Annotated in this window: 1 protein-coding gene; it reads right to left on the bottom strand. The window is 66.5% G+C overall.

The window, feature by feature from the left end; translation table 11 throughout:
• Nucleotide 1 precedes the first annotated feature (1 nt).
• The gene (locus tag OHB12_RS15680) at nt 2–17,485 is read right to left on the bottom strand and encodes an SDR family NAD(P)-dependent oxidoreductase (protein WP_327120210.1); all 17,484 of its coding nucleotides are present in this window, start codon (nt 17,483–17,485) and stop codon (nt 2–4) included.
• Nucleotides 17,486–17,608: the final 123 nt, after the last annotated feature.

Raw genomic sequence — 17,608 nt, forward strand, 5'->3', positions numbered from 1 at the left:
CTTACTGCGGGTTTATCTGCTGGTCGATAAGTGCGTAGAGTTCGGCAGCACTCGCCGCCTCGACGGCGACGCGGTCCTCGACGGCGACGCGGTCACTGTTGGCCGTGGATTCGCTTTCCTCCAGAGCTTCGGCCAGCGTCGCGCGGATCCGCTTGGCCAGGCGCGTCTTCTCCCCAGCGGACGGCATGGTCGCCAACAGCGATCGGAGCGCGGCGATCTGGTTGTCGACCTGGTCGTCGACCACCGATGTGGTCGACATGGCTTCCCACTCCGAGCGCATGAATGTCGCGACGGCGGTGGTGGTCGGATAATCGAACACCAGCGTCGACGGCAGTTCCATGCCCGTCACCTTGGTGAGCCGATTGCGCAGCTCGACGCCCCCGAGCGAATCGAATCCCAGTTCGTTGAACGGGGTCTCGGGATCGATGGCAGCGGCCGACGGGTGTCCCAGGACTGCCGCGACGTGTTCCTGGACGACGGCGAGCACGACACCCGCACGGTCGGGTCCGGGTGTGGCGGCCAGGCGCCCGGCAGACGACCCCACGCTGCCGGCGCGACGCGCCGCGGGAACGGTGACCAAAGAGCTCAGCGCTCTGGGCAGCGAACCCGAAGCGGCCTCCGCAGTGAGCGCCGCAACGTCGAGCCGCACGCCGACGCTTGTCGGGAGACCAGCTGCCAAAGCGGCATCCAGCAGCGACATCCCGTAGTTCTCTTCGAGCGGGACCAGCCCCCAGCGTCGCATCCGCGCGAAGTCGGCCTCGGTGATAGTGCTGGTCATACCGTTGGTCCCAGACCACGGACCCCACGCCACCGACGTCGCGGGCAACCCGACGCGGTGCCGGTGATGAGCCACAGCGTCGAGGAACGTGTTCGCCGCCGCGTAATTGGCCTGCCCCGGATTGCCGAGTGTGCCCGCGATCGAGGAGTAGAGCACGAACATCGACAGATCCAGATCCTTGGTGGCCTCATGCAAATTCCACGCGGCATCGACCTTCGGACGCAACACCGTCACGAACTGCTCCGGCGTCATATCGGTGAACAAGCCATCAGCCAACACACCTGCCGCATGCACGACACCGGTCAACGGATACTCGGGCGGGATCGCCGACAACAACCCATCCAGCGCCGCACGATCAGCCACATCACACGCAACCACATCCACATGCGCACCCAACGCGGTCAATTCAGCCGCGAGATCGGCCGCGCCGTCGGCATCCAGACCACGCCGACTGGCCAACACCAACCGCCGCACACCACGCTGCACAACAAAATGACGAGCCGCCACCGCACCCAACCCACCAGTACCACCGGTAATCAACACCGTGCCCTCAGGTCGCGACGGCACCGGAATAGAGAGCACGTTCTTGCCGATATGCCGGGCCTGACTCAGAAATCGGAACGCTTCCGGCGCCTGCCGCACATCCCACCCGGTCATCGGGGGCAAGGCCAGCACACCCGTGTCGAACAGGTCGACGAGGATGTTCAGAATCTCGTGCAGCCGGTCGGGGCTGATCTCGTTGAGATGGAAGCCCCGATAGTGCACACCCGGGTGCCGCTCGGCGACCTCAGCCGGATCACGGCGATCGGTCAACCCCATCTCCAGGAAACGACCACCACGAGGCAACAACCGCAGCGAGGCATCCACGAACTCACCAGCCAACGAATCCAACACGATATCGACACCACGACCATCGGTGACCTCGAGGAACTTCCGCTCGAAATCCAGCGTGCGCGAATCACCGATCACCGCGTCCTCGAACCCCATACCCCGCAACACATCCCACTTCGGCCGACTCGCCGTCACCAACAACCGCAAACCCAGATAACGCGCCAACTGCACAGCCGCCATACCCACACCACCAGTCGCGGCATGCAACAACAACGTCTCTCCGGGTCGCGCACCGGCCAGATCGACCACACCGTAATACGCCGTCACGAACACCGCCGACACCGCCGCCGCCTGCGCGAACGACCAACCCCGCGGCACCCGAGCAAGCAGCCTGCTGTCGGTCACCACCACCGAACCGATATCAGAGACGAACCCGAAAACCCGATCACCAGGCACGAATTCAGTGACATCCGACGCCACCTCCAACACCACCCCGGCACCATCGATAGCGGCGTCCGCGTCCGAATACATATCCAGGGCGATCAGCACGTCACGGAAGTTGACGCCTGCCGCGCGCAGGCCCACCCGAACCTGACCGGGACCGAGCGCCTCCAGCGCGGCTGGCGTCTCGACCAGCACGAGGTTGTCACCGGTCAGAGTGCCCTTGCCGAGCTGAGTCAACGCCCATGCCGGAGCACCCACCAGATCACTCGCACCCACCATATCGCCGACACCACGACTCAACCGCGCCGCATACGGCAACCCGCGCCGCAACGCCACCTGAGGTTCATCCCCGATAGCCAAAGCGACGACAACGCCGGCACGGTAGTCCTGCCAGCGGTCCACGTCGACGATCGCGATCCGGCCGGGGTTCTCGTTCTGCCCGCTACGCAGCAAACCCCACACCGCCGCGCCAACGAGATCCACCGGTTCGCCGAGTTCCACCGCGACCGCACGCCTGGTCACGGCGACGATCCGCTCATGCTGAGCCAGCAGCTCCCGCAGCCGCGCCGCTACCTCGACGACCCGACCGTGAACCGCACCCGGCACATCCCCATCCACGTGTGTCTGCTCTACCCGCAACACTGTCACGGGCCTGCCATCGACGATCACCGTCTCGCCCTCGTCCGTACTCGCCCAATGCTCGTCCGCGACAAGGTCACTCGGCTCCCGCACGGCCAACGAAACCCAACGCAGTCGGTGCAGGCCACTACCCGCTCCCGGCGCGCCGGATACACCGAAGGCGCCGACCGGGATCGGACGCAGAGTCAACGTCCCGACCTCGACAACCGGCGCACCCTGAGAATCAGTGAGCGTCAACGCGATCCGCTGATTGCCCTCCTCAGGCCCAGCCGCCCGCAGCCGGACCCGCACCGACCCAGCTCCGACAGCATGCACGTCAACGTTCTCCCACGAATATGGCACCAGAACCTCACCTGCCGCGGCAGGCTCGGCCAACCCACCGAAAGCGACCGCATGCAAAGCCGCGTCCAACAACGCCGGATGCACCCCGAACCCCGCCGACGACTGCACCTGCTCCGGCAGAGTCACCTCCGCGAACACCTCGTCACCGCGCCGCCACAACGCGGTCAACCCTCGGAAGAGCGGTCCGTAGCCGTAACCACGCTCAGCCAACTCCGCATACACATCACCGACCTCCACCGGCAACGCCCCAACCGGCGGCCAACTCGCCGACGACGCGACCAGCGACGACTGCGACTGCGACTGCGACTGCGACTGCGACTGCGACTGCGCGACGACAGTTCCCGACGCATGGCGAACCCACTCCGCCCGATCCGACTCACCATCACGTTGCGGACGCGAATACACCGACACCACCCGCGAACCCGCATCATCAGGACCAGCCGCCATCACCCGCAACTCCACCGCACCCACCGACGGCACAACCAACGGGCCGGAAACCACCAACTCCGCCAACCGCGCACAGCCGACCATCCCCCCGACATGCAACGCCAACTCCACAAACGCCGTCCCCGGCAACAACACCACCCCGCCGATCACGTGATCGGCCAACCACGGATGACTCGACAACGACAAACGACCCGTCAACACCACCCCCTCGGAATCCGGCAACCACACCGCCGCACCCAACAACGGATGCTCCACACCCTCCAGACCCGACGTCCGAACATCACCCGCGGCAGCGGCAGCCAACCAAAACCGCTGCCGCTGAAACGCATACGTCGGCAACCCAACCCGACGCACCCCACGCCCGGCGAGCAAACCCCGCACGTCCACCGGCATACCCACCACGTGGGCGTGCGCGAGGCACGTGACGAACCCGACCGCCTCATCCACCGACCGCCGCGACGACGCCACCACCAACGACTTCGTTTCCGCCTCCGAACGCTCCGCCAAACACTCCCGGGTCATCGCGGCCAACACCGCGTCCGGACCCACCTCCACAAACTTGCGCACACCGGAGGAGACCAACGTGTCCACCCCGGGAGCGAACCGCACACAACCACGCACCTGCGCCACCCAATACTCCGGATCACACACCTCGTCACCAGCCTGCTCACCCGACACGTTCGACACGATCGGCATCAACGGCTCCCGATACGTCAATCTCTCGGCCACAGAACGGAACTCGTTCAGCATGGGCTCGATCAACACCGAATGGAACGCATGCGATACCCGCAGCCGGGTGGTTTTACGGCGCTGACCCGACAACGACCGCTCCACGTCGTCGACGGCGTCGGCGTCGCCGGAGATCACCACCGACTCCGGCCCGTTCACCGCCGCGATCGACACGCGACCGCCGTACTCGGCGATCACCTCCGCCATTTCTGTCTCCGCCACGGCGACGGCGAGCATCGCCCCGCCTGCGGGCAGCGCACCCATCAACCGGCCACGCGCCGCCACCAGCACACACGCATCCGCCAGCGACCACACCCCCGCCACGTATGCCGCGGCCAACTCACCGATCGAATGCCCCGCAACGACATCCGGAGTGAGACCGAACGACTCCAGCAACCGGAACATCGCCACCTCGAACGCGAACAACGCCGGCTGCGTCCACTCCGTCCGATCCAACACACCCTCGACATCGGTGAACATCACCTCCTTCAACGACGGCGCGAAGCTCCTCGAAGGGTGGTGGTCTGCTGACGTGTCGGCCTTGCCGCGGTGCCGGTCGAACTCGGCGCATACCTCGTCCAACGCTGCCGCGAACGCCGGAAACGCCTCGTACAACCCCGCACCCATTCCCACCCGTTGTGCGCCTTGACCGGTGAACAGGAAGGCCGCTTTTCCCGAACCCGCAACGCCGTCGACCACCAACGCCGCCTGTCCCGGAGTGCTTACATCCGGGGAAGCCGACCCCGAGGAGGAATCTGCCAGCGCGGCCAGCCCTGCCAGCAACTCCGCCCGATCACGCGCGACGACGACTGCCCGCCGATCCAGCAACGCCCGCGAGTCCACCAAGGCCCGCGCCACCGCCCAAGTATCCACATCCGGACGGTCGACCAACCACGCCCGCAGCCGGTCCGCCTGCCCCCGCAATCCCTCCTCCGACTTCGCCGACACCACTAGCGGCACCACGGCGATATCAGGGATGTCACTGTCCGACCCGGCAGACGCAGGCTCGACACGGGGCACCGGCGTCATCGGCGGCTCCTCGAGAATCACGTGCGCGTTCGTGCCGCTGATCCCGAACGACGACACCCCCGCACGCCGCACCCGCTCACCCGCGGGCCACGCCTGAGCCTCGGTCAACAACCGGACAGCCCCCGCCGACCAATCCACGTGCGGGCTCGGCTCATCCACATGCAACGTCTCGGGCAGGGTTTCGTGCCGCAACGCCTGCACCATCTTGATCACCCCACCCACACCCGCCGCCGCCTGCGTGTGACCGATATTGGACTTCAGCGAACCCAGACGCAGCGGCTCCGACCGATCCTGCCCATACACGGCAAGCAACGCCTGCGCCTCGATCGGATCACCCAACGCCGTCCCCGTCCCGTGCGCCTCCACCGCGTCCACATCCACCGGGCGCAGGCCCGCGTCGGCCAACGCCGACGCGATCACCCGCTCCTGCGACGGACCATTCGGCGCTGTCAAACCATTGCTCGCACCATCCTGATTGACCGCACTGCCACGCACCACCGCCAACACTTCGTGGCCGAGGCGCCTTGCGTCCGACAGCCGTTCCACCACCAGCACCGCCGCGCCCTCCGACCACGCCACCCCATCAGCCGCCGCCGAGAACGCCTTGCACCGACCGTCGGGAGCCAAACCACGCTGCCGCGAGAACTCTATGAACGGCATCGGTGTCGCCATGACAGTCGCACCACCCACCAACGCCAACGAACTCTCCCCCTGACGCAGCGCCCGACATGCCACATGCAACGCCACCAACGACGACGAGCACGCCGTATCCACCGTCATCGCGGGCCCCTCCAAGCCCAACGCATACGCCACCCGCCCGGACACCACGCTTGCCGCGGCGCCGGTTCCGATATACCCCTCGACCTCGGGCCCGGCCTTACGGGTCAGGGCTTCGTAGTCCTGGTACGTCACTCCGGTGTAAACACCGGTGTCGCTGCCCCGCAACGACGTCGGATCGATCCCAGCCTGCTCCAACGCCTCCCACGACACCTCCAACAACAACCGCTGCTGCGGATCCATCGCGATCGCCTCACGAGGGCCGATGCCGAAGAAGCCCGCGTCGAAATCGGCCGCATTCCTCAGGAACCCGCCCGCCCGCACATAGGACGTCCCCGGGTGTTCCGGGTCCCGATGAAACAGGCGATCCAGCGCCCAACCGCGATCCGACGGAAACTCACTGATGGCGTCCGTTCCCGACAACACCAGATCCCACAGTTCGTCCGGAGACTCGACACCACCGGGATACCGGCAGGCCATGCCCACGATCGCGATCGGCTCGTCGGCGCGCACCAGGCGCGCGGCTTTTTCGACCGGTTCGCCCACCGTCTTCGGCTCGATCCGGGACTCGATGAACGTCGCCACCGCCCGGGCGGTGGGGTAGTCGAAGACGAGGGTGGAGGGCAGCCGCAATCCAGTGGTCGTGGCGAGCCGGTTGCGGAACTCCACCGCGCCCAGCGAATCGAAACCCATGTCACTGAACGGCTTCTCGACGTCGATCAGCTCGCCGGAGGCATGACCCAGCACCGCAGCAACCTGATCCCGCACGAAATCGAGAACGATCGCGTCGTGCTTCTCCGCCGACGCCGACGCCAACCGCCGCGCCAGGTCCCTCCCGCCACTGTCGGCGCGGCGAGGCGCGGGCATCAGCGACTGCAGCAGCCCGGGCAACAGGCCCGCGCGGGCCTGAACCGACAGTGCCGCCATCTCGAAGTCGACCGCGGCGAGGAACGGTTCGCCCACACCACCCGCCAGATCGAATAGCGCGAGCCCATCGGCTTCGGCCAGCGGGCGGAACCCCATGTGCGACAACCGCTCCACTGCGCCCGTGCCCAGTTCGGCCGTCATCCCGCTGTCTTGGTTCCACGGACCCCACGCCACGGAGACCGCGGCCAGGCCGGCGTGGACGCGGCGGCGCGCCAACGCGTCCAGCACCGAGTTCGCCGCCGCGTAGTTGCCCTGACGCGGCGATCCGAGAACCGCCGCGATCGAGGAGAACATGACGAACGCCGACAACTCGCGATCCAGGGTGAGCTCATGCAAGTTCAGCGCCGCGTCAACCTTCGGCACGAGCACCCGGTCGACCTGATCGGACGTGAGCGTGTCGACGGTACCGGCGGCCAGCACACCCGCCGCGTGAATGACGGCCGTCACCGCGGGACCGTCGGAGATGTCGTCGAGCATCGCCCTCACGGCGGCGCGATCGCTCACATCGCAAGCCACCACCCGCGTCCGAGCCCCGAGTTCGGCCAGCTCGGCCACGAGTTCGGCGACGCCGTCGGCCCGCTCACCACGTCGGGACACCAACACCAGGTCACGCGCACCGTGCGTCCCGGCGAGATGCCGTGCCACCAGCGCACCCAAACCGCCGGTGCCGCCGGTGATCAGCACCGCACCCGAGCCGAGCTCGATGGCCGCCCCGGTCGTGGGCGCGTCGCGACGGGTCAGCCGCGGCGCCAGCAACCCACCCGCGCGCAGTGCCAGCTGCGCCTCGTCGGCGGCCACGGCCACCGAGATCAGTTCCGGGGTCACCTTGCCGTCGCTGTCGCTGTCCAGCAAGACAATCCGCCCGGGATTCTCCGATTGAGCGCTGCGCAGCAGACCCCAGGTGGCCGCAGCGGCCAGATCGGGATTCTCGCCCGACAGACCCGCGCCATTGCGCGTCACCACAACCAGTAGCGCATCGGCCGCGGCCAGAGACAACCACGAGCGAACCGTCGCCAGCACCGTGTGCACACGTCCACGCACGACGACCGCCGACAATGCCCCACTTTCCTCGGGGAGATCATCGGCGAACCACACCAGCACATCCGGACCGTTGTCCCCGGCGACCTCGCCCAGCGTGGTCATGTCCGGATAGCTCTCCGCAAACCCCGGATAGAGCTTGTCCCGGTGGTCTTTTGGCCGGGGGCACTCCAGGGCAGGCCCATCGGCCTGCGTCGAGCCTACGACGGCTATCCGCCGGCTATCCGCACCATGGGAAGCGATGGAGCGGAGCGGCTGTGCATCGACACAGTCGACTGGGCTCCACTGCACGTCGTAGAGCCGGTGGCGACCGGAAGATCGACCATCGTGCAATGCCGTGCTGTTCATCGAACGCGTTTGCACTAACTCGACGGTCAATACCAGAGCGCCTGTGTCGTCGCTGAGCTCGAGCCGGATACCGCCGCTGTGTTGGATTGCGGCATTCGCTCGGCCCTCGTGGTCAAGCTCCGCTGCCGCCTCGGGCTTGACGCTCATACCGCTATTGGCTTCGCTGCGGCGGATTCGTGCCTGCACGGCCGTCGCCCCGGGACGGTACAGCCGCACACCGGTGAACGAGAACGGCAGCGGCGCCTGGTCGGCCGCAAAACCGGCGGCCAACTCCTCCATCGCAGCATGCACCGCGGAGTCCAGCAACGCGGGATGGATACGGAACCGGTCGGCATCCGTGCCGCCCTCGGCCGGCAGTCGCACATCCGCCAGGACATCACCGCCGCCGTCCCGCCACCGGCGAGTCACCCCCTGGAACGCGGGTCCGTAGCCGAGTCCGCGTGCGGCCAACCGGCCGTACATCGAATCACCAAACGTCACATCGTCCCCGGGTACAGGCACTCCGGGGCAGGCTTCCGTGCTGTCGACGCTGTCATGGGCGGGGGCATCACTCACCGCGCTGGGAGCGAGGATGCCACGCGCGTGCGTGATTCCGGATCCGTTGTCCGAGTGTTCGCCGATTACCCTGGACGCCACGACGAAGCGTCTGCGCCCGTCGTCATCGGGCTCTTCGACACCGACCTGGACGTCGACCTCGGTCCGGTCGTGCAATCGCAGGGGTGCTTCCAGGACCAGCTCGTCGATGATCTCGATACCCAATCGAGCACCGACCGCCAACGCCAATTCCACGAAACCGGCTCCCGGGAGCAGTATCGCGCCGAATACCATGTGATCGGCGATCCACGGATGCGACGCCACCGAAAGCCGACCGGTGAACAGCCACTCGTCCTTGCCCGCGACCCGCACCACACCGGTCAACACCGGATGACTCGACGCCGACGGTGTCCCGACAATCGGCTGCAGCCAATACCGCTGGTGCTGGAATGCATAGGTGGGCAGCGGAACCCGCGAGACAGTGCGGCCCTCGAACAGTGGCTTCCAATCCATATCCACACCCGCCGCATGGGCCTGCGCCAGTGCGGACACGAACTGAGTCGGCTCGTCGATCGAGCGTCGGGCGGTCGCGACCACGGTCGAGCGGGCCTCGACGTCCGGAGTCTCGGCAAGACACTGCCGAGCCATCGCGGACAGCACGGCATCCGGCCCGATCTCCACAAACCGCCGCACTCCGGCCTTGACCAGGGTGTCGATCCCGGGCGCGAACCGGACACAACCACGCACCTGCTCCACCCAATACCCCGGATCGGTCAACTCCACACCGACAACAGCGCCACTGACATTCGACACGATCGGAACGTTCGGCAGATGGTAGGTCACTCCCTCGGCCACCGACCGGAACTCAGCCAACATCGCATCCATCCGCGCCGAATGGAACGCGTGGCCGACCCGCAACCGGTTGGTTTTCCGGCCTTCCGCAGCCACGCGCAATTCCACCTCGTCGACAGCATCCACATCCCCGGACAACACCACCGACGACGGACCGTTCACCGCCGCAACCGACAGCCTGCCCCCATACCCGGCGATGATTCCCGCCGCGTCCGCCTCCCCGACAGCCACCGCCACCATCGCCCCACCCTCAGGCAACGCCCCCATCAACCGACCACGTGCCGCGACCAGACGACAGGCATCCGACATCGACCACACCCCGGCCACATACGCAGCCGCCAGCTCACCGATCGAATGCCCGATCAGCATGTTCGCCGCGATCCCGAACGATTCCATCAACCGGAACAACGCCACCTCGAACGCGAACAATGCGGGCTGAGTGAACTCCGTCCGATCCAACAACACCGCCCCACCCTGATCGAACACCAAATCCTTCAACGACCGCCCAAGCAGAGGATCGAACCCCGAACACACCTCATCGAACGCCGCCGCGAACACCCCGAACGACCCATACAAGCCCGCACCCATCCCACCACGCTGCGCACCCTGCCCCGTGAACAGGAACGCCGTCCTACCCGACCCCACCACCCCCTCGACAACACCAGAAGACACCACACCCACCGCCAAATCCGCCAGACCAGCCAAAAGCTGCTCCCGATCACGACCGACGACGACTCCGCGCCAGTCCAACCGGGAACGGGACGTCACCAACGAGTGCGCGATATCCCACACATCCGCATCAGGATTACCGACCACCCACCGCCGCAACCGATCCGCCTGCGCCCGCAAACCCGACTCGGATTTCGCCGACACCAGCAACGGAACGGCCGCGGCGAGGCGCGGCCGGCCGGCCGGCGCGGGCTGCCGGGTTGGGACTCGCCGGGGTCCGATGTCTGTGCGGAGCCCTTCGTGGTCACGCTGCGCTACCGCGTCCGGGCTTGGCCGCACAGACCGAGCAGGCGCTTCTTCGAGGATGGCGTGTGCGTTGGTGCCGGAGACGCCGAAGGACGATATCCCGGCGCGGCGGACGCGTTGGTTGGCTGGCCATGGTTGTGGCTGGGTCAGTAGCTGCACGTTGCCTGCCGACCAGTCCACGCGCGGGCTCGGTGCGTCGACGTGCAAGGTTTTGGGCAGGGTTTCGTGTCGTAGGGCCTGTACCATCTTGATCACCCCGCCCACGCCTGCCGCGGCGGCGGTGTGTCCGATATTCGACTTGAGCGACCCGATGTGCAGCGGCCGGTCCGGTCGGTCCTGCCCGTAGGTGGCGATCAGTGCCTGCGCCTCGATCGGATCACCCAACGGCGTCCCGGTGCCGTGTGCCTCCACCGCATCCACATCCGAGGGCTCCAACCCGGCATTGGCCAACGCCGCGGCGATCACCCGTTCCTGCGACGGACCGTTCGGCGCGGTCAAACCATTCGACGCACCGTCCTGATTGATCGCGCTACCACGCACCACCGCCAACACATCGTGGCCCAAGCGACGAGCGTCCGACAGGCGTTCGAGCACGAGCACGCCAACGCCCTCGGAGAAAGCGACACCGTCGGCCGCGGCAGAGAACGACTTGCAACGTCCATCGGGCGACAGACCACGCTGCCGCGCGAATTCGACGGAGAGAAAGGGATCGGCATAAACCGTCACACCGCCCGTCAGCGCCAGCGAGGTCTCCCCCTGCCGCAACGCTTGGCAGGCCAGATGCAAAGCGACCAGCGACGACGAACACGCGGTGTCTACCGTGACGGTAGGTCCTTCTACACCGAAGACATACGCCAGCCTGCCGGAGGTCACGCTGCACTGGGAACCGGTGAGCCGATAACTCTCCAATTCGCCGGCCACCCGGGTGTAGTACGTCGAGTAGCATGCTCCCACGAACACCCCGGTGTCACTGCCACGCAACGAGACCGGGTCGATACCCGCCTCCTCCAATGCCTCCCAGGACGCCTCCAACAACTGACGCTGCTGCGGCTCCATCGCCGACGCCTCCCGCGGGCTGATACCGAAGAAACCGGCATCGAAATCACCCGCGTCATCCAGGAACCCCGCCCGACGGGCATAAACAGTGCCGGGCTTATCCGGATCGGGATCGAACAACCGCTCCAGATCCCACCCACGATCGGACGGATAGTCACTGGTCGCGTCGGTCCCGGCGGTCAGCAGATCCCACAGCTGATCCGGCGACTTGACACCCCCGGGGAACCGGCAACCCATCCCCACGATAGCGATGGGCTCGTCCACCCGAACCCGACGCACCGCCTTCTTGACCGGCCCACCCACCGCCTTCGGTTCGACCCGGGAGGCCACCAGTTTCGCCACCGCCATCGGAGTGGGATAGTCGAACACCAACGTCGAGGGCAACTGCACACCGGTGGCTTTGGCCAGCCTGTTACGGAACTCCACACCACCCAGCGAATCGAAACCGATCTCGTCGAAGCGCTGATCGGGTCGGATATCAGCGGCCGAGTCATGCCCCAACACCGCCGCCGCCGCCGCCAACACCACCGCCAACACCACCTCACCGCGCCGGGCCTGCGGCACCTGAGCCAACCGAGCACCCAACACACCCGCCGCGCCCGGCGAGGACTTCCCGCCAGCCCGCGCCGGACGGGACGAAGCCGGCACGAACCCACGCAATACCGCGGGTACCGCATCAAGATCCGGCACGTGCCGCAGCACACTCGCATCGAACCGGGCCGGCACCAGGCACGGATCGGCACCAGCAAGGCCACCGGCGAGGGCGTCATCGAAAAGACGCACACCTTCAGCATTCTCGAGTTGGCCCAGCCCCAGCCGACCCAACCGCGCCATCGCGGTACCACCCAAACCTCTGGTCATCCCGGCGCCCTGGTTCCACGGCCCCCACGCCAGCGACACAGCAGGCAACCCAGCCGCGCGGCGCCGCTGCGCCAACGCGTCCAGGAAACCGTTCGCTGCGCCATAGTTTCCCTGCCCCGCGGACCCGAGCACCCCCGCGATCGAGGAGAACACCACGAACACCGACACACCACGGTCACGAGTCAGCTCGTCCAGATACCAGGCCCCGTCCACCTTCGGTGCCAATACCCGATCCACCTGCTCACCGGTCAACGACTCCACCGTGCCGTCGTCGAGAACCCCCGCGCAATGCACCACCCCAACCAACCCACCATCGGAATCGATGGTGTCCAACAGCTTCCGCACCGCTTCACGGTCAGCGACATCACAGGCGACCACCCGTGCGTCGACACCCGCGTGCGCCAGTTCGGCGACCAACTCCTGCGAGCCGGCCGCCTCGGGTCCCCGCCGCGAGGTCAACACCAGCCTGCGCACACCATGCTCAGCGACAAGATGGCGCGCGAACAACCCACCCAGCCCACCCGTGCCGCCGGTGACCAACACCACCCCATCCCCCAACGACGGCGGCGCACCGGTGTCTCTCGCCACGGATGCGCTAATAAGCCGGGGAACCAGAAGCTGCGCACCCCGCACCGCGGCCTGCGGCTCGTCCGCCCGCAGAACAGCCACGATCCGGTCGACATCCAGCGGCTGGGCCGGATCCTCATCGACAAGAACGAACCGCCCCGGATTCTCCGACTGCGCACTGCGAACCAACCCCCATACCGCAGCCGCCGCCGCATCCGGAACCTCTCCGGGCAGCCCGGCGCCACCGGTGGTGACCACCATCATCCGAATATCGGACAGACGTTCCTCGGCAAGAAACGATTTCAGCGTGGCGAGCGTGGCGTGCACTCGCGCCCGCACCCCCGCCGGATCGTCGACGGCCTGCTCGGTCGCCCGCCAGACAACCACATCCGGAACACGTTCGGCGACAACAACATCGGCGACCGACGCATAAGAGTCCTCGATACCCGACACCGTCGTGTCCGCGAGCACGGCCAGAGCCGGTACCGGCCCCTCGACCCGCGCTGCCGCGGTGGACTCCCAACGGACCTGATACAAGCCGGCCTCGTCACCGGACAGGCTGCGCCGGAATTCCTTGATGTCATACGGACGCATCAGCACCGCGTCGACCGACACGATCGGGTTGCCGTCCGGATCGACGGCCGCGACGGACACGGTATCCGCTCCGGTCTTGACCGCGATAACCCGAAGCGCGGTCAAGACCGCAGGCCAGATACGCTGCCCGCCGTCCGCCTCGGACGTCGGCTTGTGGAAACGCGCACCACCCCACCGGAACAACAACCAACCAGTGTCGGCATCGGAATCCAGATGACGGAAAATCAGCTGGGAAAGCCCGGCGTGCATCACCAGCTCCAGCAAAGCCGGATGCAGATCATAGCGCCCCGGCTCCGGCGCCGCGTCGGTGTCCAACACGACCTCCGAGAACACCGTGTCGCCCCGCTGCCACACAGCATGCACACCGATGAACGCCGGACCGTACTCGAGCCCGGTGTCCTTCGCGATCTGCTCCCGAAGCGTCGCACTGTCCACGTCTACGAGTTCGGCATCGACCGGCGGCCATTGCTCGTCCCGCAGCCGCGACGCCAACGCCGAGTCGCCGTCCCACTGCGCCGCAAGCGCACCCGTCGCGTTGCGCACCCATTCTGCGTCGGACGGCCTACGGTAGAAGCACTCGAACGAACGCCGCCCGGACTCGTCGGGCGCCTGCACCAACACTTGCAGCTCGACCTCGTCGTCACCGGGCCGGATCGGCGACTGCACAATGATTTCCTCGACCACTTCGCAACCGATCCGGCGGCCCGCGGCGAGGAGGAACTCGAGCAACAGCACGCCCGGCACAACCACCACACCGTGCGCCATGTGATCGGCGATCCACGGGTGGGTCCGCAACGAGAACCGGCCGGTGAACAACCACTCATCGGTCCCCGCCACACCAACGACACCCGTCAAAGTCGGATGATCCGTCGATGACTGCGACGCGTCACTGTTGGGCTGCAACCAATACCGGCGATGCTGGAACGCATACGTCGGCAACCCAACCCGACGCACCCCACGTGTGGCGAACAACGGCCCCCAACCCACCCCCACACCGGCGACATGAACCTGCGCCAACGACGTCACGAACTGCGCCACCTCATCAGTCGACCGACGAGTGGCCGCTGCCACCGACGACACCGACTCGACCTCTGGACGCTCCGCCAAGCACTCCCGGGTCATCACCGCCAGCACCGCGTCCGAACCCACCTCCACAAACCTCCGCACACCGGACTCGACCAGAGTGTCGATGCCGGGAGCGAAACGCACACAACCCCGCACCTGCGCCACCCAATACCCCGGATCCATCACCGCGTCACCGGCGAACTCACCCGACACGTTCGACACGATCGGCAACAACGGCTCCCGAAACGTCAATCCTTCAGCCACCGCACGGAACTCATCCAGCATCGGCTCCATCAACACTGAATGAAACGCATGCGAAACCCGCAACTGCGTGGTCTTTCGGCCGACATCGGCAAACCGTTGCCGAATCTCGTCTACGACATCCGCATACCCCGACAACACCACCGACTCAGGACCATTCACCGCCGCAAGCGACACCCGACCGCCGAACTCGGCGATCACCTCCGCCACCTCGGTCTCCGACACCGCGACCGCGAGCATCGCCCCGCCCTCCGGCAACACCCCCATCAACCGGCCACGCGCCGCCACCAACACACACGCATCCGCGAGCGACCACACCCCCGCCACGTATGCCGCGGCCAACTCACCGACCGAATGCCCCGCAACGACATCCGGAGCAAGACCGAACGACTCCAGCAACCGGAACAATGCCACCTCGAACGCGAACAACGCCGACTGCGTGAACTCCGTCCGATCCAACACCCCCTCGACATCGGTGAACATCACCTCCCGCAACGAGCCACCCGGGTGACGATCGAACTCGACACACACCTCGTCCAACGCCGCCGCGAACGCCGGAAACGCCCGATACAACCCCGCACCCATACCCACCCGTTGTGCGCCTTGACCGGTGAACAGGAACGCCGTCCTTCCCGGAGCAGTCACGCCTTCGACGAGGCCCGGCAGCACCGAACCCGACGCGAGCGCGGCCAGGCCGGCGAGCAACTCGTCTCGATCCTGCCCGACAACGACCCCACGCCGATCCAGCAACGCCCGTGACGTCACCAACGAATACGCGACATCCGCGACATCGATATCCGGTCGGTCGATCAGCCACTGCCGCAAGCGATCCGCCTGCGCTGCCAGCGCATCGGCGGACTTGGCCGACAAGACCAGCGGAACCACATCCGCCCCGCTAGGCTCCACAACCGCCACCTGCTCAGCATTGCCTCCCACCTGGGCGGCCTGCCCCGGAGTGCTCTCATCCGGGGACTCGCCTCCCACCTGGGCTGCGACCGGTTCGGCAGGTGCCTCCTCCAGAATCACATGAGCGTTGGTGCCACTGGCCCCGAACGACGACACACCCGCCCGACGCACCCGCTCCCCCACCGGCCACGGCTCACTGTCTTGGAGCAGCCGCACCGTACCCGCAGACCAATCCACATGCGGCGTCGGCGCATCCACATGCAACGTCTTCGGCAACACACCGTGCCGCATAGCCTGCACCATCTTGATCACACCACCGACACCCGCCGCAGCCGACGTATGACCGACATTCGACTTCAGCGAACCCAAACGCAACGGCCCGCCCGCACCCCGCTTCCCGTAAACGCTGATCAACGCCGACGCCTCGATCGGATCCCCCAACATCGTGCCCGTGCCGTGCGCCTCCACCGCATCCACATCCGACGGATCCAGTCCAGCGTTCGCCAACGCCTGCGCGATGACCCGCTCCTGCGACGGACCATTCGGCGCGGTCAAACCATTACTCGCGCCATCCTGATTCACCGCGCTGCCACGCACCACCGCCAGCACGGTATGACCGAGCCGCCGGGCATCCGACAACCGCTCCAACACCAGCATCCCGAGCCCCTCGGAGAAACCGGTCCCATCCGCCGCCGCCGCGAACGCCTTACAACGCGCATCCGACGACAGTGCACGCTGACGCGCGAACGCGATCAGCAGGGACGGATCCGACATCACAGTGACACCGCCCGCCAAAGCCACTGTGGCATCGCCCTGCCGCAACGCCTGACACGCCAAATGCAACGCCACCAGCGACGACGAACACGCCGTGTCGACCGAGATGGCCGGGCCTTTGAAACCGAAGGTGTACGCGATCCGACCGGACAGCACGCTGTTCGAAACACCGAGGTAGGCATGGCCTTCCGTCTCGGCGCTGATGGTCGGGGAGCCGATACGGGGACCGTAGTACTGGTGAATGACACCAGCGAAAACACCGGTTTCGCTGCCGCGCAACGACACCGGGTCGATACCCGCATCCTCCAACGCCTCCCAGGACGCCTCCAACATCAGACGCTGCTGTGGATCCATCGCCGCGGCCTCGCGTGGGCCGATCCCGAAGAAGGCTGCGTCGAAGTCGCCGATCGAGTCGAGGAAACCGCCCGCACGGGTGTAGACCGTGCCCGCCACATCCGGATCCGGATTGAACAGCCGCTCCAAGTCCCACCCTCGATCAGACGGGTAGTCCCCGACAGCGTCCACGCCGTGCGCGGTCATGCGCCACAGAGCCTCTGGTGACCGCACGCCACCGGGGTACCGGCAGGCCATGCCGACGATGGCGATCGGCTCCTGCGACCGGTCGGTGAGCTCACGCAGCTGCTGTTTCGTCTCGTACAGCTCCTTCGCGGTCTTCTTCAAATACCGGCGTAGCTCGTCGTTGTCAGCCACCGAAAGAACTCCTACTCATATCAATTCAGCTGAGGGGGTCGATGAAGTCGAAAAGCTCACGGTACATTCCGACAATGGCGATCTCATTCGCTGATTCGACCATGGCATTCCTCTATCGCGCCT

The organism is Nocardia sp. NBC_01730, from assembly GCF_035920445.1.
In the GTDB taxonomy this organism is placed as follows: Bacteria; Actinomycetota; Actinomycetes; order Mycobacteriales; family Mycobacteriaceae; genus Nocardia.